Annotated in this window: 18 protein-coding genes; 7 read left to right on the forward strand and 11 right to left on the reverse strand. The window is 40.1% G+C overall.

Translation table 11 applies throughout. The features are described 5' to 3' along the window. The first annotated feature begins 27 nt into the window (after positions 1 to 27). From A9479_RS04420 to A9479_RS04435, 4 genes are all read left to right on the forward strand, one after another. A complete protein-coding gene (locus A9479_RS04420; protein WP_013462818.1) occupies positions 28 to 264 on the forward strand; it encodes a hypothetical protein in 237 nt (78 codons plus the stop codon). Positions 265 to 330: 66 nt separating this feature from the next. Next, positions 331 to 1578: an exonuclease SbcCD subunit D C-terminal domain-containing protein gene (locus A9479_RS04425; protein WP_024602426.1), complete on the forward strand. Its 1248-nt coding sequence runs from the start codon at positions 331 to 333 to the stop codon at positions 1576 to 1578. Further along, the gene (locus A9479_RS04430; protein ID WP_024602427.1) at positions 1575 to 5225 is read left to right on the forward strand and encodes an AAA family ATPase; all 3651 of its coding nucleotides are present in this window, start codon (positions 1575 to 1577) and stop codon (positions 5223 to 5225) included. The genes A9479_RS04425 and A9479_RS04430 overlap by 4 nt, the downstream gene beginning before the upstream one ends. Positions 5226 to 5234: 9 nt before the next feature. Next, positions 5235 to 5891, forward strand: coding sequence for a class I SAM-dependent methyltransferase (locus A9479_RS04435; protein WP_016899984.1), 657 nt, complete (start codon positions 5235 to 5237; stop codon positions 5889 to 5891). Positions 5892 to 5994: 103 nt separating this feature from the next. Here the strand turns inward: A9479_RS04435 and A9479_RS04440 are convergent, their stop codons facing one another. The 3 genes from A9479_RS04440 to A9479_RS04450 all read right to left on the reverse strand — a co-directional run bounded on the left by A9479_RS04440 (position 5995) and on the right by A9479_RS04450 (position 7340). Further along, complete coding sequence (locus A9479_RS04440) at positions 5995 to 6204, reverse strand: cold-shock protein (protein ID WP_007377377.1); 210 nt, start codon at positions 6202 to 6204, stop codon at positions 5995 to 5997. 184 nt (positions 6205 to 6388) lie between these two features. Then, positions 6389 to 6598, reverse strand: a complete 210-nt coding sequence (locus A9479_RS04445) for a cold-shock protein (RefSeq protein ID WP_008463923.1) — start codon at positions 6596 to 6598, stop codon at positions 6389 to 6391. A 289-nt stretch (positions 6599 to 6887) separates the two neighbouring features. Then, the gene (locus A9479_RS04450) at positions 6888 to 7340 is read right to left on the reverse strand and encodes an Lrp/AsnC family transcriptional regulator (protein ID WP_013462814.1); all 453 of its coding nucleotides are present in this window, start codon (positions 7338 to 7340) and stop codon (positions 6888 to 6890) included. Between the two features lie 114 nt (positions 7341 to 7454). Between A9479_RS04450 and A9479_RS04455 the strand changes: the two genes are divergently transcribed. Then, positions 7455 to 8099, forward strand: coding sequence for a LysE family translocator (locus tag A9479_RS04455; RefSeq protein ID WP_064662787.1), 645 nt, complete (start codon positions 7455 to 7457; stop codon positions 8097 to 8099). Between the two features lie 14 nt (positions 8100 to 8113). On the opposite strand, the gene A9479_RS04460 is transcribed toward A9479_RS04455, so the two are convergent. Next, a complete protein-coding gene (locus A9479_RS04460; protein ID WP_016899983.1) occupies positions 8114 to 8650 on the reverse strand; it encodes a hypothetical protein in 537 nt (178 codons plus the stop codon). Position 8651: 1 nt separating this feature from the next. Next, positions 8652 to 9107: a YaiI/YqxD family protein gene (locus A9479_RS04465; protein WP_008110780.1), complete on the reverse strand. Its 456-nt coding sequence runs from the start codon at positions 9105 to 9107 to the stop codon at positions 8652 to 8654. Positions 9108 to 9175: 68 nt separating this feature from the next. Here A9479_RS04465 and A9479_RS04470 point away from each other — a divergent pair, with 68 nt between their 5' ends. Further along, entirely contained in the window at positions 9176 to 9709 is a 534-nt protein-coding gene (locus A9479_RS04470) for a lipocalin family protein (protein WP_016899982.1), read from the forward strand. A 207-nt stretch (positions 9710 to 9916) separates the two neighbouring features. On the opposite strand, the gene A9479_RS04475 is transcribed toward A9479_RS04470, so the two are convergent. The 4 genes from A9479_RS04475 to A9479_RS04490 form a co-directional block, all read right to left on the reverse strand. Continuing rightward, positions 9917 to 10258, reverse strand: coding sequence for a DUF3325 domain-containing protein (locus tag A9479_RS04475; RefSeq protein WP_016899981.1), 342 nt, complete (start codon positions 10256 to 10258; stop codon positions 9917 to 9919). After that, positions 10255 to 11844, reverse strand: coding sequence for a PepSY domain-containing protein (locus tag A9479_RS04480; RefSeq protein ID WP_064662788.1), 1590 nt, complete (start codon positions 11842 to 11844; stop codon positions 10255 to 10257). The genes A9479_RS04475 and A9479_RS04480 overlap by 4 nt, the downstream gene beginning before the upstream one ends. Then, positions 11841 to 12185 (reverse strand): hypothetical protein, encoded by a 345-nt coding sequence (locus A9479_RS04485; protein WP_064662789.1) that lies wholly within the window; start codon positions 12183 to 12185, stop codon positions 11841 to 11843. Before A9479_RS04485 ends, A9479_RS04480 begins: the two co-directional genes overlap by 4 nt. Positions 12186 to 13077: 892 nt before the next feature. Continuing rightward, positions 13078 to 13647 carry a hypothetical protein gene (locus A9479_RS04490; protein ID WP_064662790.1) on the reverse strand — a complete coding sequence of 190 codons (570 nt, stop codon included), beginning with the start codon at positions 13645 to 13647 and terminating at the stop codon, positions 13078 to 13080. 173 nt (positions 13648 to 13820) lie between these two features. On the opposite strand from A9479_RS04490, the gene arfB reads away from it, so the two are divergent. Then, complete coding sequence (gene arfB / locus A9479_RS04495) at positions 13821 to 14234, forward strand: alternative ribosome rescue aminoacyl-tRNA hydrolase ArfB (protein WP_064662791.1); 414 nt, start codon at positions 13821 to 13823, stop codon at positions 14232 to 14234. A 58-nt stretch (positions 14235 to 14292) separates the two neighbouring features. On the opposite strand, the gene A9479_RS04500 is transcribed toward arfB, so the two are convergent. Then, positions 14293 to 15342 carry a DUF2955 domain-containing protein gene (locus tag A9479_RS04500; RefSeq protein ID WP_064662792.1) on the reverse strand — a complete coding sequence of 350 codons (1050 nt, stop codon included), beginning with the start codon at positions 15340 to 15342 and terminating at the stop codon, positions 14293 to 14295. Between the two features lie 11 nt (positions 15343 to 15353). Then, positions 15354 to 16418 (reverse strand): HlyD family secretion protein, encoded by a 1065-nt coding sequence (locus tag A9479_RS04505; RefSeq protein WP_028834643.1) that lies wholly within the window; start codon positions 16416 to 16418, stop codon positions 15354 to 15356. Between the last annotated feature and the right edge of the window lie 2 nt (positions 16419 to 16420).

Consider the following 16420-nt stretch of genomic DNA (forward strand, 5'->3'; position numbering starts at 1 on the left):
ACTAGTCGTAACAAGTGTGGTGAGTTTATGGATTTTTATGTCCTAAAAAAGCAGCAAAAACTAATTGCAATACCAGCAGACGTGCAAAATTGTAAGCAGTATATAAACTCGGGTTATCTGTATATTGATAAAGTCGCTGCTTGTAATGAAACTAATGCACTGCAAGTATTACAAGCTAAAAAAGCCAAAGCATTAAAGTGGCCTTTAACAATCGCGCTCGCTGCTTTGCCCGTTATTTTTATAGCTTGGTATACTTTAACCTAAAGCGATACTTGCATCTTTAATTGCCTTGGGTATATTGGCGCTCTTATGGTTTTTTAAGAGCGCAAAATGAAAGTTCTTCACACTTCAGACTGGCACCTAGGTCAGCAATTTTATGAACATGATCGCCGTCATGAACACCATGCTTTTTTCTCTTGGCTGTTAACCACCCTCGTTAACCAACAAATCGATTTATTGCTTGTTGCAGGTGACATTTATCATACTGCCACACCGAGTGCTAGCGCCGAAAACCAACTCTATCAATTTATAAAAAACGCCAAAGCCCAGTGCCCACAATTACACGTTGTTATTATTGCGGGTAATCATGACTCCGCTAATCGTATTTTGGCTGCACAACCCTTATTAGCCCAGTTTGATACTCATGTGGTAGGGCGGTTTGATCCTGCTAAACCCAGTGACGTTGTAATAACGATTAATAACGATGATAAACGCGCTGTGGTACTCGCTATGCCTTTTTTACGCACCAGTGACATAAGCACGCTTAGCCAAACCGAAAATGGCCCCAGTTACGCACAGGGCGTTGCAAAAGCCTATGAACTTGCTCTTGAACATGCGCTAACACTTAACGCTGAAAATACGCCTTTAATTGTTATGGGTCATTTGCATGCAAAAGGCGGTAATATTTCCGGTGACTCTGAACGTAATTTGGTCATTGGCGGTGAAGAAGCTATTTCAGCGTCGGTATTTGGTAAGCAAGCCAATTACGTCGCACTAGGCCACTTACATAAAGCACAACTAGTAGCTAAAAATGAGCAAATACGTTACAGCGGCACGCCTATTCCAATGTCGTTTTCAGAGAGAAAGTATACCCATCAAGTAAATGTGGTTGAATTTAGCGAGCAAAAAAACCAACCGTTAAACACCACTGTAAACCCCCTTTACATTCCGCGCTTAGCTGAAGTCATTGTACTTCCTGAAGGAGAATGTGTGCCTTTAGCGCAGCTGTGTGAGCAAATAAAAGCACTCGATACAGAGCAATACGACATTGCTCCTTACTTGCGAGTAAAACTTAAATCAAGTGATATCGATACCACCTTTCGAGAACAAATCGAGCAAGCACTTAAAGGAAAACAGGTTAATTTTTGTGGCATAGAGCGAGTTCGTGACCAGCAAATGAGTAATTCCTCAGAAACGGTATTTGAAGATTTAAGTTTTGTGGAAATGCTCAACCCAATTAGCTTACTCGAACAAGCATTTAATAATGATAAAGATATGGCCGCAGCGACCGTGCCCAATGAATTAAAAGCACTGTTAACCAACGTAATTGAAGAACTTGAACAGGAGCAACTGCTATGAAAATAACGGCTGTTCGTATTCATAATTTAGCCTCTATTGCCGATGCCGAAATCGACTTTTTAGCCTCACCACTCAAAGACGCAGGCCTCTTTGCCATTACAGGTGACACCGGCGCAGGAAAAAGCACCGTACTCGATGCTATCTGCTTAGCACTTTATACTAAAACTGCGCGTTTGAAAGGCGATAAAGGTAACCTAATTGATTTTAATGGCGATAACATTAAGCTTAACGATGCCCGCAATTTATTGCGCCGTGGCAAATGGGAAGGGTACGCCGAAGTAGATTTTAGTGGCCAAGACCAACAGCTTTACAGAGCACGTTATAGTATTCAACGTACGCATAAAAAAGTAACCGGCAAACTTAAAGTGGCCGAACATACTTTACATAGCCTACCCGATGAAACCTTAATTGCTGACAAAAGTGGCACCTTAAAAGCCATAGAAAATAAAATAGGTTTGACCTTTGAGCAGTTCTCGCGTGCGGTGTTACTAGCACAACATGAGTTTGCCGCCTTTTTAAAAGCCACTGGCGATGAGCGCGCGCAGCTTTTAGAGTGCCTGACTGGCACCGATAAATTTAGTCGAATAGGGCAGCGTATATTTGAGCGCAACAAAGCTATTAAAGATAAATTTGAATTACTAACGGCAAGTTTAGCCAGTTATACGTTATTGTCTGACGATGAGCTGAGTGAAAAACAACAAACGCTGGCTGATTTAAAACAACAAATTGAACACACTAAAACAACTTTAGCAACGACAGAGCAAGGCGTTAATTGGTATAAGCAAGCACATAGCTTGGAGCTGACATTAAAAAATGCTCAGCAAAACGAGCAACAAGCACATGCCGCACTCAATGCTGTTAAAGCGCAAACGGAGCAAGCGAAACAAGCGCAAAGTGCGCTTGAAATTAAAGATAACCGCCAGCGCTGTGAAAGCTTAACAGCACAAAATAGCCAGTTAAATACACAAATAAAACAATTAAACGAGCTTGATCACAACTCGCTGATCACCGAGCAAGCAAGTAACGTTAAAAAACAGCAAAACGAATTAGATACAGCAAAACAACAAAAGCTAACAGCAGAGCCTCTGATTGCAAAAGCGCGAGAGCTCGACAGCCAATTAGCAATATATAACCAAACTATAAAAAGTCTGACTCAACAAAGCGCCAAAGAGCAGCAACAATTAAGTGATTTACAACAGCAGCTACAACAAAACAAAATAAGTGCAGAGCAAGCCACAACTCAAATCACAGGGCATCAGCACTGGTTGAACGAGCAGAGTCAATTAAAGCCATTGGCAACTGATTGGAACTATTTTCATCATAGTTTTAAGCAGTTTTTTAATACTCAGACACAACTAAAAACAACCCAGCAGCAAGCTCAGGCTCACGCAGAGCAACAAACAATACTCACAGCAAAACTTAGCGAGCAAAATAAACAACTCGAACAAGCAGAGCAAACGCTTACAACGCAGCAGCAAAGCCTAAATAAGCTAAACCAGCAGCACGCTCAATTTAACATTGAACAATGCGACGTTAAGCTTAAAAACATTGATTATTTAAAAGATCAGCGCACACGCTATAAGCAGTTTAACCAAGAATTAAAACACACGGTGCAACAGCAACGTGATGTGGCAGAAAAGCTCAGCCACAGTGAACACTCTAAAACTACGCTGCTTACGCATTTAACCAGCAAAGAGCAGGCACTTAAACACGCAGAGCAAGCGCTTAATCAAGCGAGGCTTCGTGCCAGTGAGCATGTTGAGCATTTACGCGCACAACTGGTTCCAAATGAGTCGTGTGCCGTTTGTGGGGCTACAGAGCACCCGTTCGCGAGCAATCAAAGCCAACCTTTTACAAACCTAATAACCGACTTTGAAAATGCATATAATAACGAAAAGCAGCAACACCAAGATGCTCAAACACAGCTTCATCAGCACCAAACACAACACGCGGTTTTGGTGGCAGAGCATGCTCAGTACAGCCAAGCCATTAGTGATGCACAAGCCAAAATGCTGGAAATTAAAAATACCATGCAAGCGGCTAAAACCGAGCTTAATGAGTTAACAGTTGAGCAGCTTGATGAAACTTATAAGCAATTAAGTGAACAAAAAACACAGTATTTTTCGGCGCAAAAACAGCTCAGTAATTTGCAAGAAACTGTTAACCAGCTGCAAAGCACAGTTAAAAAAGAACAAGCGACACAGCAACAATTAAATACACAGCATGTTGAGCTGAGCAATCAGCAATCTCAGCTTAATAACAAATGCGATGAACTAGCAACTCAAAGCGAAGCGCTTATAAAAGAGCTCAATTTACATTTTAAACACAGTGATTTTTGGCACGCATTGCAAGCAGGCTCGTTACCGCTTAGCGATTTAGCTCAGCAGGTAGAACAATATCAGCAAATCCAAGCACAGCTTGAACAAAGTCAAAAACAATTCGACAGCGCCAATGTACAGTTACAACAACTAACACCGCTTATAACCAAAGCAGAGCAGCGAGTTAACACGCTCAATGAAGAATTAACTCAAACACAGCAACAGCACAATAATACGCAGCAACAGCGCTTAGCCTTGTTTGATAACCAAACTATTAGCGCCGATGACTACCAAGCTAAACTGTCAGCACAGCTAGAGCACTGCCAAAACCAATTAAGTGCCAGCCAACAAGCACACGACAGTGCCGTAAAACAGCGCGATGAACACGCCATCACGCTTAAAAACCTTGAGCATCGTCTGGCAGATAACCACCAAGAGTTAGTGATGCTTGAAACGCGTTACAACGACTGGTTTAAAGAATTTAACATCCTTCATGGCGATATCAGTCATGAGCAAGTCACATTTTTACTAACTATCAGCAACGACGATATTAAAACTCAGTTAAAACAAGGCGAGCAACTATCGCAAGCAGTCGTTGATGCCAGTGCCGCGTTAAAGCAACAGCAACAAGCTAATGAACAGCATCAACAAAATAATCAGCCAACGCAAAGCGAAGCACAGCTAATTGAGCAACAAAACCACTTAAATACCCAGCAAACACAATTGCAAAATAGCTTACTCACCATCAACACCGCGATTGAGCAGCACAACCAAAATGCAAAAGCGCTTGAGGGCAAACAAGCTGAACTGAGCCAGCTCAAGCAACAGGTTGACCAATGGCATTTACTTAATAAAGTACTAGGTGATGCCACAGGTAAAACAATGCGTAATTTAGCGCAAACACAAACACTCAAAATATTGCTGCATTATGCTAATAGCCATTTAAAAACCCTTAACAAGCGTTATGAGCTCACTGCAATTGCTGAGTCACTTGATATAGCCATTATCGACCGCGATATGGCCGATGAACAACGCTCGGTCAATACGCTATCTGGCGGTGAATCGTTTTTAGTGTCGTTGGCATTAGCACTGGGACTTGCCTCACTATCTTCGAACAAAGTGCAAATTAACTCGTTATTTGTTGACGAGGGCTTTGGAACACTAGATAGTGAAACACTCAGTATTGCCATGGACGCGCTAGATTCATTGCAAGCGCAAGGTAGAAAGGTCGGTGTAATTTCACATGTAAGTGAAATGAGCGAACGCGTTGCTACGCAAATTCATGTCGCTAAAAAACCGGGTGGATACTCCACCATAAACGTAATTTAAGGAGACAGCATGCCCACTTTCAAAGGCGAAGAAGCACAAGAATATGATAACCGCATTACCCGTTTAGTCCCAGGCTATGAGCTACTTCATCAACTAACCAATGCACAACTGCAAACCACGTTAAGCGACGATGCACACATTTTAGTGATTGGTGCCGGCACAGGTAAGGAAGTATTAGCATTAGCACAAATAAATCCTAAATGGCAGTTTACTGCCCAAGACACCTCCAGTGATATGCTCGATATTGCAAAACAGCGCTTTGCAGAGCAAGGTATTGATAGCCGTGTCACTATTGAATGTAGCCCAGTTGATAAAGTAAAAGCGAAAGCAGACGCCGTATTATGTTTACTGGTGATGCATTTTGTAGAAGATAACGGCGACAAAAAACAAATTCTTAAAAGCATTAAAACTAACCTTAAAAAAGGAGCGAATCTTTACATTGCTGATTTAATGCGCCCAGAAACAACATTTGAGCGTGAGTCACAATTAAACACCTGTGCTCAATTAGGCTTAACTGAAGCTGGCAAAACTCAAATGGGGCATAACCTCGAAAGAGAGTTTTACCCCCTAGATCGTATGCGCTTTAGTGAACTACTGAATGAATGTGGATTTGGTATTCCAAAGCTTTATTTTAAAGCACTTGGCTTTAGCGGTTACGTTGTATAAATTTTTGTCAAAAAAAAAAGCTAATATCATAATGATATTAGCTTTATTGCTTAACACTAGTTTAAGCGGAGTGAGTGCGCTTTAAAGCCCACTCCTTCTATAATTAGATGCAAACGATGTTTTCAGCTTGCGGGCCTTTTTGACCTTGAGTAACAGTAAACTGTACACGTTGGCCTTCAGCTAGCGTTTTAAAACCGTCGCCAGAGATAGCACTGAAATGTGCGAAAACGTCTGCGCCAGATTCTTGCTCGATAAAACCAAAACCTTTTGCTTCGTTAAACCATTTTACTGAACCAGTAGTTGTATTAGACATAATATGTATCCTAAAAATTAATTAAAGTGTGCCTGAAAAGAGGCGATTGAGCCGAAAAAATAGTTAACTTGAGGATATCGCGTAGGATTATTACTAAAACAACGGGGTACTAACAAATAAAACAAAACTTCTTTCAAACTTATAAATATTGATGGGTTAACACTAACCCATCAATTAAAACTATTTAGATGCAAACGATGTTTTCAGCTTGCGGGCCTTTTTGACCTTGCGTTACAGTAAACTGTACTTTTTGGCCTTCGGCTAATGTTTTGAAACCGTCGCCAGAGATAGCACTGAAATGTGCGAAAACGTCTGCGCCAGATTCTTGCTCAATAAAACCAAAACCTTTTGCTTCATTGAAAAATTTTACTGTACCAGTAGTTGTATTAGACATAATAATATCCTAAAAAAATAATAAAAAATTTGCCTTAAAATAGGCGTTTAACAGGAAGAAAACAAACATTTAACTTGAGGATATCGCGAAGGATTATTACTAATAACAACGAGGTACTTACAAATAAACAGGGCTTTCTATCAACCCGATGGCAAGCAGAATAACAGCAATACACTTTATAACAAGCTTTATTTACACTTTATTTTTACCTATTTAGGCAAAGCCCGCTGCCATAGGCTTTGCAGCGTCATCGGTTTAACTTTTTAAACTTCGTGTAAAACATAACCTGTTAAAAGTGCAAGTTACGCGCTCTTACAATATCTTTCATCACAATGGTTGAGGTTAAACGTTGTACACCCGGTAAGGCTGATAGCTTGTCATCGTAGAGTTGCTGAAACGCGGCTAAATCTTTAGTAACGACGTGTAATAAGTAATCAGGGGTGCCAAATAAGCGTTGTGCATTGGTGATCTGAGGAATAGCATCCACCGCTTGCTCTAATTTGCTTAACGACGCTTTATCACCTTCTTTAATGGTAATAAATACTAACGCAGAAAAGTTTAAACCCACTTTTTCAGGTGATATTTCAGTTCTGTAGCCAACAATTGCTTTGCTTTTCTCAAGCTCTTTTACACGACGATGACAAGGTGACACGCTTAGCCCAACACGATCAGCCAATTCAGAGAGGGTGAGCCTGCCATCAACTTGCAACTCAGCAAGAATTTTCCTATCTATGGTATCCATAGTTGATTATTTCCTAAAATGAACGCTTATATCAGTAAAATACAGTAACTTTTACTCATCAGAAAGAAATAAAATAGCAGCTCACTTATTTTGGGTTTTAGCGCATGGATACGTATGGATATTAATATTATTTTTTCTTTTTGGCTGGTATCAATCTTGTTTGTACTTACCCCCGGTGCCGATTGGGCTTATACAATCAGTGCAGGTATAGCGGGTGATAAAATCATTCCTGCAGTAGCGGGGTTAATACTTGGGCATTTAATGGCCAGTTTAATAGTGGTGGTAGGTTTAGGCGCGTTATTAGCATCGCAGGCCATTTTTATAAAGCTGTTAACCTTATTTGGTGCTTTGTATATCATTTGGATTGCCGTATCACTGTACCGATTTCCTCCAATGCCTGCAGCCTATAACGATGGCCAAGAACACACCTCAGACACGCCTCTAAAGTGGATGAGAAAGGGCTTTATAATTAGTGGCTTGAATCCCAAAGTGATGCTGTTATTTTTAGCCTTATTGCCGCAGTTTGTTTTACCAACACTGTCATTTTCTATTACTGAACAATTGCTGGTACTTAGCATTATTCATTTAGTTGGCTGTGCGCTGGTATATTGGTTAATAGGGGTAAGTGCCAGAAAAATCCTCAGCAATAATCCGGCGCTCTCACTAAAATTTGGCCGTGCATCGGCCTGCATCCTATTTATTTTGGGCTCGCTCATGCTAGTTGATAGCGCTAACACACTGAGCGTAACACTTACCTAAAAAACGAAAGTGGCTTAGATTATTCGCAACTGAGCCACTAATTCACTCAAACGGGCAATTTTAATATTACTCAGCTGCCTATAATCAAAATAGGGGCATACAATAATATTCTGGCTTTTATCTATAGCAAACTCATCATCAAGCCAATCAAGTTGGGCGTTTAACTTACCTTGTTGTATCAAGTTTTTAGCGTGAGTTCGCCCAGCAATAATGTGCAATTGATTTTTATGCTCAGTAAGCACCGGCGCACTAAATAGTAATGCAGTACCGTTATGCTGCTGTAACAACAGCTCATCGCGATATGCTTGCCAACTCACGGCTTGTTTAGCAAAAGCGTAATACTCGCTTGGCAGCGCAAATAACACCTTGGCGTACACATTAAAGACTTTTCGCCAGCCATTGCCACAGTGCTGGTTTATGCTATTTATTTGCCCACTAACTACAGGCTCTAGCTGCGCAAGTGTTTCAAAGTAAGGCATAGGGGGCGCTTTTGCTACATACACAGCAACACTGAATGAGTCATCACCTAACCCTATTAACTGGCTGCTCACTTTAACTGCTCTTATTTTGCGCTAAAATACGATCAAGATTGTTAGCAAAGTTTTGTCTGTCACTTTGGCTTAATGGAGGCGGCCCACCACTCATTTCTACACCACTTGAGCGCATAGTATCCATAAAATCGCGTACATTTAGTAATGAACGAATGTTTTCAGTGGTGTAAAGCTCACCGCGCGGATTAAGTGCTTGGCCGCCATTATCAATCACTTCACTTGCCAGTGGAATATCTCCTGTGATCACTAAATCGCCTTTTTCAATCCGTTTTACTATTTCATCATCAGCCACATCAAAGCCCGATGACACTTGTAGTCGGCTAATAAATTTTGACGGTGGGATGCGCATGGCATGATTTGCAACCAGTATAGTTTCTGTTTGCGTACGCTCTGCGGCTCTAAATAAAATTTCTTTTATTACCACCGGACAAGCGTCAGCATCAACCCAAATTTTCATGCTAAGTTCTTTAAATTGCTTTAGTATTAAGGCGATCCTATAGCAATTTCTAAAGAAAAGGAAACAACATGAAACTCGCTTTTAAAACCGCATTATTTATTACCACCGTGTTTTTACTCAGTGCCTGTACCAGCGCACCCGAAGGAATAACCCCTGTTAAAAACTTTGATTTAGAGAAATACCAAGGCAAGTGGTATGAAATAGCACGATTAGACCACTCTTTTGAACAAGGAATGGAGCAAGTAACAGCCACTTATTCAATTAACGATGATGGAACGGTAAAGGTATTAAACAAAGGGTTTATTAGTAAAGAACAAAAATGGGACGAAGCTGAAGGCTTAGCTAAATTTGTAGAAAACGCCGATACAGGGCATTTTAAAGTGTCATTTTTTGGCCCGTTTTATGGTGCCTATATTATTTTTGAGCTCGACCAACCTGATTATCAATATGCCTTTATTACCAGTTATAGCAAAGATTACTTATGGTTTTTATCGAGAACACCTACAGTGAGTAAAGAGCTCAAGCAGCACTTTTTAAGCCAAGTAAAAGCGCTTGGTTTTGCAACAGATGAGATTATTTGGGTAAATCAAAAATCGCTGTAAAGGGGGTTTACATGCCCCTAGGTTGTAATAAAACATTCACCTTACTGTAAGGTAAACTAAATAAAGAGGGGCTATATTAGCCCTACTTGCAAAAGGAAAGGCAAGTACAAGACATAATGACAATCCCCCTTTTTTATTGGCAAGCCTGATGGCTTGCCATTTTTTTACCTCAATTTAGCCTATTCTTTGGGATCAGGTTTTTACTAACTAAAGCCCATTTAAACCAAAAAATAACGTACTTGTGGCTAATATCAATAATACAAGCAAGTTAAAAAGCTTAGTTAAATTGACTAAAAAACTATAAAAAATCATTATAATTAAAGCACTTAACGACATAAACCCGCAAAACTGTAGAGCGCCATAGCCGTGTAATTCGCTAACGCAAAGCAGCAAACTTAGTAAAATACTGATCCAAGCAACACTCAATAAAATTAAACGCTGCTGATCAGTCGGGCGCTTGTTAAAAACATCCTTAAAATGATTAAACTTAGCCAGTGCAAAGCAGTTAAAAGCCACCAAACATAAGCTAAAAGGGAGCAATGCCATCATACTTTTTGCTCCTGAGTGTTTATCGGACTAGGTTTTTTAGCTTGCAGCGCAGTACGTAATTTTTCGGTTTGTAACAAAAACAGCAAACCAAACAGTAAAAAGAGACTATCAAACATAAATAAAGCCCACTGTTCATTACGTAAATAACTGATTATCTTCCCTTGTGTTGTTAGCGCATTAACCACTGGCACACTAAAACAAGCAATGCTGTTTATGGCAGCCATAACACACCACTGCAACTTGTCACGCTTTACAAAAGCGATAATAAGTACACACAGCCAAGTTAAAAAGAAGGCAAGTATCTCTTTATCCGCGCGCTCCATTGCGCGTGTGCTGATTAATCGGTTTGCTAAAAAGAACGCAGACGTTGCCAAGGGCAATCCCATTAAAGTTCCTAAATTAAGCGCTTCGACGAGTTTTAAACCCCATGATGGCCGAGCATTTTTTTTCATTCGCTCTCGAATGCGCTTTGCCCACATAATACAGCCCGTGGCTATCATTATGCAGCCAGCAATGCCGCCTAAAAAGTATAAAACACGTAATAATGGCTCTGCTAAACGCCCAGTGTGCATTGAATTTAGTGACTCATACAGCGCTTTACTGCCGGTGAGTTCATCATCAGTTTGAGCAACAAGCTCACCACTCGCTCCACTAAATATCAAACGCGGTGCTTGATCCCTTAATGTTTTTCCAGGACTGACCAAAACCATAATAGTCGCAGCGGCCTTATTCGGCTTATTTATAATCACCCGAGTTATATCAGCCTCTGGCCACTTAGTATAAACCTGATCCAAAACAGTATTGATAGGCACTAACGGTGCAGTGCCTTGCAACGACTCTGTTGCAGAACTACTTGGCGAAACATCATTAAAAAAGCCTCGTATTCCATCCTCATAAACGGTTTGCGCGGGGTAGGGGAAAATCATAAATATCAGGGTAATAATGCCCGTATAAGTAATCATTAAATGAAACGGTAAGGCAAATACCGAACTTAAATTATGCACATCTAACCAGCTACGGCTGCCTTTATTAGCTCTAAAAACAAACATATCTTTAAAAATACGTTTGTGAATAACGACGCCAGATATCAACGCAATGAGCATAAATAAACTAGCAAAGCAGACAATCCAACGCGCCGTTTTTACATCAATATAATGCAAATCAAAATGCAGGCGATAAAAGAAATTACCCCCTCGGGTATCTACAAAGGGTGCTAAAGGCTGCATGGTATTTGGATTTAAACGGGTATTTTCAAACTGCGCTCTGCGTTGTCCAGGCTCTTTTGGTTTTGCATAACCATACGTTAAATAAGGTATACGCTCCTCAGGAAGCGTTATACGCCAATTAGGCGCATTAGGTGCTTGCGCATTTAAATACTCAACACCCGACACAATTTGTTGCTTTTGCGCGCCAATACGATCTGCCTGCTGCTCAATATTATGGACACTTGGCTGATTCCATAAGCTCACTTCATCTCTAAAAAAGCTAATAGTGCCTGCAAAAAATATTAAATACAGTAACCAACACACGAGCAAACCCACCCATGTATGTAACCACGTCATTGAACGAAAAAAACTCCCTTTCATAACCATCCCTTCAATAGCGATAACAAGACAAGTTGCGCTGCAATACTTAGTAAAATACTGATCCAAACAGTTTTTAATGAATGAATATAAAAGCTATAAATAAACACCAGGGCATAAATTAAAATACTCGCAGACACACTAAGCAAAACCGCGTCAACTTTAGGCACAGGCACTACTGCACTTAATAGCGACACACTTACGGCTGTAAAAAAATACCCGCCAACAATGGCAATAAAAAAACGCGATAAAACCGCTAATTCATAGCTAAAGCGTTCCATAAATTGCCATAACATAGAAAAAACGGGTTTGGGAAAGTCTAAAAGACGGTTGGAGGCCTGCATAAACTGCAAATTCCTTTTAAACATAGCTAAAAAAAGATGGCGATATTATAACGCCAACAAATACAAAAGATAGTAATTCTTATTTGTATTTGAATGCAGTAATAGGCATTTAATTGAGTTAGTTAAATAGTGATCTGAAATAAGGCACCTGAACAAACAGTCATAACGGCTGCAAACGGCTATATAGCTACGCTTTAATCCTATTATTTGCTATTAACATACGTGCCCTTTGGGATTACTACTATTTTAACTTTATAAAAGCAAAGCCTAACTAGCTAATTTATAATAACTTTATTTAAAAACACCGAAAGGATCACGATTTTACTAACTACTTTTCAAAATCGTTAAAATAAACCGATTTTTTACTAACTCAACCGTATACAAATTAAAAAAAGGCTAATAAACAAACAAAAATAAGCTAGCTGAAAGCAAATATACCGTCATTTACTACTTAAGTTGATAAATGGCTGATCCGTATCAAACAACAACTAGTCAGTAACAACTAACTTAATACCAATTGTGTTAAGTTACTGACCATTTATAGCGACAGATAAATGGAGTGATAACAAGGCGTAAATTTTGACATGTGGTTGTTCTACTTGAAAAAAATATAACGCAGTTAGCGCTTTATTTAGCTCGCTAGAATGGTTAAATATTTAAGTCGATTGGTATAACTTCAGCGTCAAACAAAACGTAGCGTTAGCGTTAGTAAAATTAGGGTTTATTTATTACTTTTTATTTTTTTAGCGTTAGCGAAATAACGCCTTAATCATAGCCGTAAAGGGGGTTTACAGCATTAAAACTGAGGCCATTGTTTAAACTTAAAATACATGAGACTAGGAAAGTAAGCATAAAAAAAGGTGGCTAATGCCACCTCTATAAACAATAACTTTTACAACATTGAAAACAGCTTTTTAAGTTGTGGCATGTATTCGCTCACAAGTGCTAGGTTATTTTCACTGACTACAGGCTCTGCCGATTTAGCTGCGCTTGATGCATTGCCAAACGACCCCATTAATGAACTAACACCTTTGTCTTTACTGCTTTGCATACTTTGTAAGCCACCCATTAATTTATTGGCGGTTTCTTTATGTTCATCTGATAAACCTGATTTCAGGTTTTCAATGTAAGCCATTGAAACTTCTGATCCTACAGCAATTAATTGTTCAGGCGTAAAACCATATTGGCTAGTTACGTTGGCAAAGCTTTTATATAAGTCTTGCTGTTTGATCATGCTAAGTGCGCTGTTAGCTAACGAGCTTTGCTCAGTGACTGTTTGATCTGCTGATGCGCCCAGCATACTCGCTAAATCTAAGCCTTTTAACGACTCTTGATTGCTTGCCCAGCTTGTAACCGCAGGTAATGCCTTAATGTAGCTTTGTAATTGACCTTCGTTAATGTCTTGTGCAAAGCTTGAGAAGCTCATCGCTAATAAGCCGATTGATAACAGTAATTTTTTCATTAAGCATTTCCTAATAGTAAAGTAGCGTTAATTAAAAACTAATTAACGGCTCTTGCCAATACAAAGCGTAAATTTATAAATTATTATTAACTCAGTTGTGAGTTTAACTTGATTCACCACAACGCAATGTACTGATGATATAATACATTTTTTTGCAAAAAGAGCGGGGCACTATGTTAACTATTTCAAACAGCGTAACCATTGATGAATGGGAAGTAGAGCTCAGCGCTATTCGCTCGCAAGGTGCAGGCGGGCAAAATGTTAATAAAGTAGCCAGTGCTATACATTTACGCTTTGATATTAATCGCTCTAAATTACCTGACTTTTATAAAGAACGATTACTTGCTTTAAAAGATTCAAGGATCACCAAAGAAGGGGTATTGATAATTAAAGCGCAAAGCCATCGCACCCAAGAGCTAAACAGGGAAGATGCGCTAAAACGGCTAAAAGATTTAATTTTAAGCGCGACTAAAGTTAATAAAGCACGCCGTGCCACCAAACCTAGCCGTAACTCACAGCGTAAACGCATGGACAAAAAAACCAAACACGGCCAAACCAAAGCCCTACGCGGTAATATTAAGCTATAACTTTAGTAACCTGTACTGTGGTTAAGTATATAAAAAGGCTGCGGATGCAGCCTTTAATTTAATCATAAGTATGATGGCGGGTGACGCTAAATCGGTTGAGGATTCGATGCACTAAATACACTGCACTTAAGCTTACTGTTACTGCAACAGCCACCGAGCTAAATCGATACATGGCGCTGTATATTAAATCTTGCCCTGGGCCTAACGACTGACCAAATAAAATGCCAAATGTGGTTAATACCCCAAACCCAACACCCGGTGGACCACCGCCTAAAATATGAAAACGACTGAATATAAAAGACAAAATCCATAATATAGCCACCGGAAAAAGCAAAACGTCAGTATGGTTATACAAAAACAATTGCGCAACTAAGGCAGCATTACAGCCTATCAGTGTACCAATAATACGTTGCCAACTTGCGGTGCCCGCAGCCTTAAAACACAACGAAAACAAAATTAAAATAGACGCCGCTTGCGCCGAAATTGAATCTTGTAAGTCAAGTACCTGAAAAACCACGAATGATAAAGTCGCAACGCTAGCGCATAGCAACACCTCGTGACGAATACTTTCTTTATCCTTGTGTGGCACAGCCCGCATGGGCCGCGCTGTCACATCAGGAAACAAACCATGCATCAAGAACGCAATAATAATAGTAATAAAAATAGCCATACCATTACTTAAAATAAGCGGGTAAATGCTGCTTCCTTGATCAACATGGCTGGCAAAGTGCAACTGAATCGATAAACTCACCGCCCCCAAAGCACCAAATAAAAATGCTCCACCAGAGCTCATTAAGTAAAACAATATACAAAAGCTGGCAAAAATAATGAGCGTCATTAACACCGGCAAGTGTGAAAATAAGCCCTGTAAAATAAGCACTATAAACGCACTGTAGGCAGCACTAGCAACAAATTGATGGATCACGCCTTTGTTAATACTTGGCACTAAACCGAGTAATAACATAGGGTAAACTGTAAAAAATATTCCATTGGGCCAATTCATTAACTTGCACAAAGTAAAACCAATAGTGCAGCCGCCAGCAATCCGTAGCGCTTGGCGTAAACCATTTGAATCGAGTTGTGGCGCTTGGCTAACATGTTGTGTCATTACTCGCCCCACTAATAAATGTAATGTAACCAACTAATAAAGCGGATCTGTACTGATCCCAACCATTGACCTATAGCCGATTGTGGAAGTAACTGCACAGTGGCACGCGCACCACTGGGCATATTATTTATAAGCTGAGTGTTATTTGGCAGCACTAAATGAATACGTTGACGCTGAGCGTCACGAACCCAGCGGTTGCTGGTTTCGGTGGTGCTAAGTAATCCATTCGCACTAAGTTGCCCGTCACTAACACCTGCTTCGAAGGTTTCAATTTTAGCGTCGAATACTTCACCTGGTCGGCTGTCAAACACTACTTTTGCTAAACTGCCTGGCTGCATATTTAATAGTGACTTTTCACGAAAATCAGCCACTAAATCTGCTTTTCTTGCCACAATAGCAAGTAATGGCTTACCCGCAACAGCATAGGAACCCTCAAGTAACTGTAAATTAGCCACTACACCATCACTTAAAGCACGCACTTGCGTATAGGATAAGTTAAGCTCGGCTTGCGCTAACTGATTGGCCGCATGGCGCAGCGCTAAATTATTTTGCCCCGAGTCGCCTCGCGCCAAAACAGCTTCAGAAAGCTGTGCTTCAAAGGCGGCTAAATTAGATTGGCTTGCTGCAAAATTTGCACGAATGCTTTCAAGCTCTTGTTCCGAAATAGAGTTTTGTTTATAAAGCGTTTCGCCACGCTTTTTTAATAGCTGCTGCTCATGCAATTTAGCGTTAGCTGCACTTATTTGTGCCTCAAGCGCTTTTACATTGGTATCAAGGCGTTTATTTTGAAGTTTAGCATCGTCAAGGGCAAGCTGTGCTTGCTCAAGTGCTAGTTGGTAAGTATTTTTATCTATCTCAAATAATACATCACCCGCTTTAACCGCTTGGTTATTACTGACCAATACATCGGTAACACGGCCATTTATTTGCGGTGATATTTGCACAACCGGATGATAAACCCGTGCTTGTGGCGTAACCGGCAACCACACATCGGCAACAATATAATAAAAAAAGACAACAATAAAACCAACAAGCGAAACTTTAACGTAGCGGGCAAATTTTTGATCAGGTGTCATAC

This window comes from Pseudoalteromonas sp. MQS005, from assembly GCF_001661605.1.
GTDB classification, from domain to species: domain Bacteria; phylum Pseudomonadota; class Gammaproteobacteria; order Enterobacterales; family Alteromonadaceae; genus Pseudoalteromonas; species Pseudoalteromonas tetraodonis.

Excerpts from the sequence above, each read along its gene's own strand:
- A9479_RS04505 (WP_028834643.1), bottom strand. The coding sequence starts at position 16,418 with ATGACACCTGATCAAAAATTTGCCCGCTACGTTAAAGTTTCGCTTGTT.
- A9479_RS04475 (WP_016899981.1), bottom strand. The coding sequence starts at position 10,258 with ATGATGGCATTGCTCCCTTTTAGCTTATGTTTGGTGGCTTTTAACTGC.
- A9479_RS04450 (WP_013462814.1), bottom strand. The coding sequence starts at position 7,340 with ATGGATACCATAGATAGGAAAATTCTTGCTGAGTTGCAAGTTGATGGC.
- A9479_RS04480 (WP_064662788.1), bottom strand. The coding sequence starts at position 11,844 with ATGAAAGGGAGTTTTTTTCGTTCAATGACGTGGTTACATACATGGGTG.
- A9479_RS04465 (WP_008110780.1), bottom strand. The coding sequence starts at position 9,107 with ATGAAAATTTGGGTTGATGCTGACGCTTGTCCGGTGGTAATAAAAGAA.
- A9479_RS04490 (WP_064662790.1), bottom strand. The coding sequence starts at position 13,647 with ATGAAAAAATTACTGTTATCAATCGGCTTATTAGCGATGAGCTTCTCA.
- A9479_RS04430 (WP_024602427.1), top strand. The coding sequence starts at position 1,575 with ATGAAAATAACGGCTGTTCGTATTCATAATTTAGCCTCTATTGCCGAT.
- A9479_RS04455 (WP_064662787.1), top strand. The coding sequence starts at position 7,455 with ATGGATATTAATATTATTTTTTCTTTTTGGCTGGTATCAATCTTGTTT.
- A9479_RS04440 (WP_007377377.1), bottom strand. The coding sequence starts at position 6,204 with ATGTCTAATACAACTACTGGTTCAGTAAAATGGTTTAACGAAGCAAAA.
- A9479_RS04425 (WP_024602426.1), top strand. The coding sequence starts at position 331 with ATGAAAGTTCTTCACACTTCAGACTGGCACCTAGGTCAGCAATTTTAT.
- A9479_RS04470 (WP_016899982.1), top strand. The coding sequence starts at position 9,176 with ATGAAACTCGCTTTTAAAACCGCATTATTTATTACCACCGTGTTTTTA.
- arfB (WP_064662791.1), top strand. The coding sequence starts at position 13,821 with ATGTTAACTATTTCAAACAGCGTAACCATTGATGAATGGGAAGTAGAG.
- A9479_RS04420 (WP_013462818.1), top strand. The coding sequence starts at position 28 with ATGGATTTTTATGTCCTAAAAAAGCAGCAAAAACTAATTGCAATACCA.
- A9479_RS04445 (WP_008463923.1), bottom strand. The coding sequence starts at position 6,598 with ATGTCTAATACAACTACTGGTACAGTAAAATTTTTCAATGAAGCAAAA.
- A9479_RS04435 (WP_016899984.1), top strand. The coding sequence starts at position 5,235 with ATGCCCACTTTCAAAGGCGAAGAAGCACAAGAATATGATAACCGCATT.
- A9479_RS04485 (WP_064662789.1), bottom strand. The coding sequence starts at position 12,185 with ATGCAGGCCTCCAACCGTCTTTTAGACTTTCCCAAACCCGTTTTTTCT.
- A9479_RS04500 (WP_064662792.1), bottom strand. The coding sequence starts at position 15,342 with ATGACACAACATGTTAGCCAAGCGCCACAACTCGATTCAAATGGTTTA.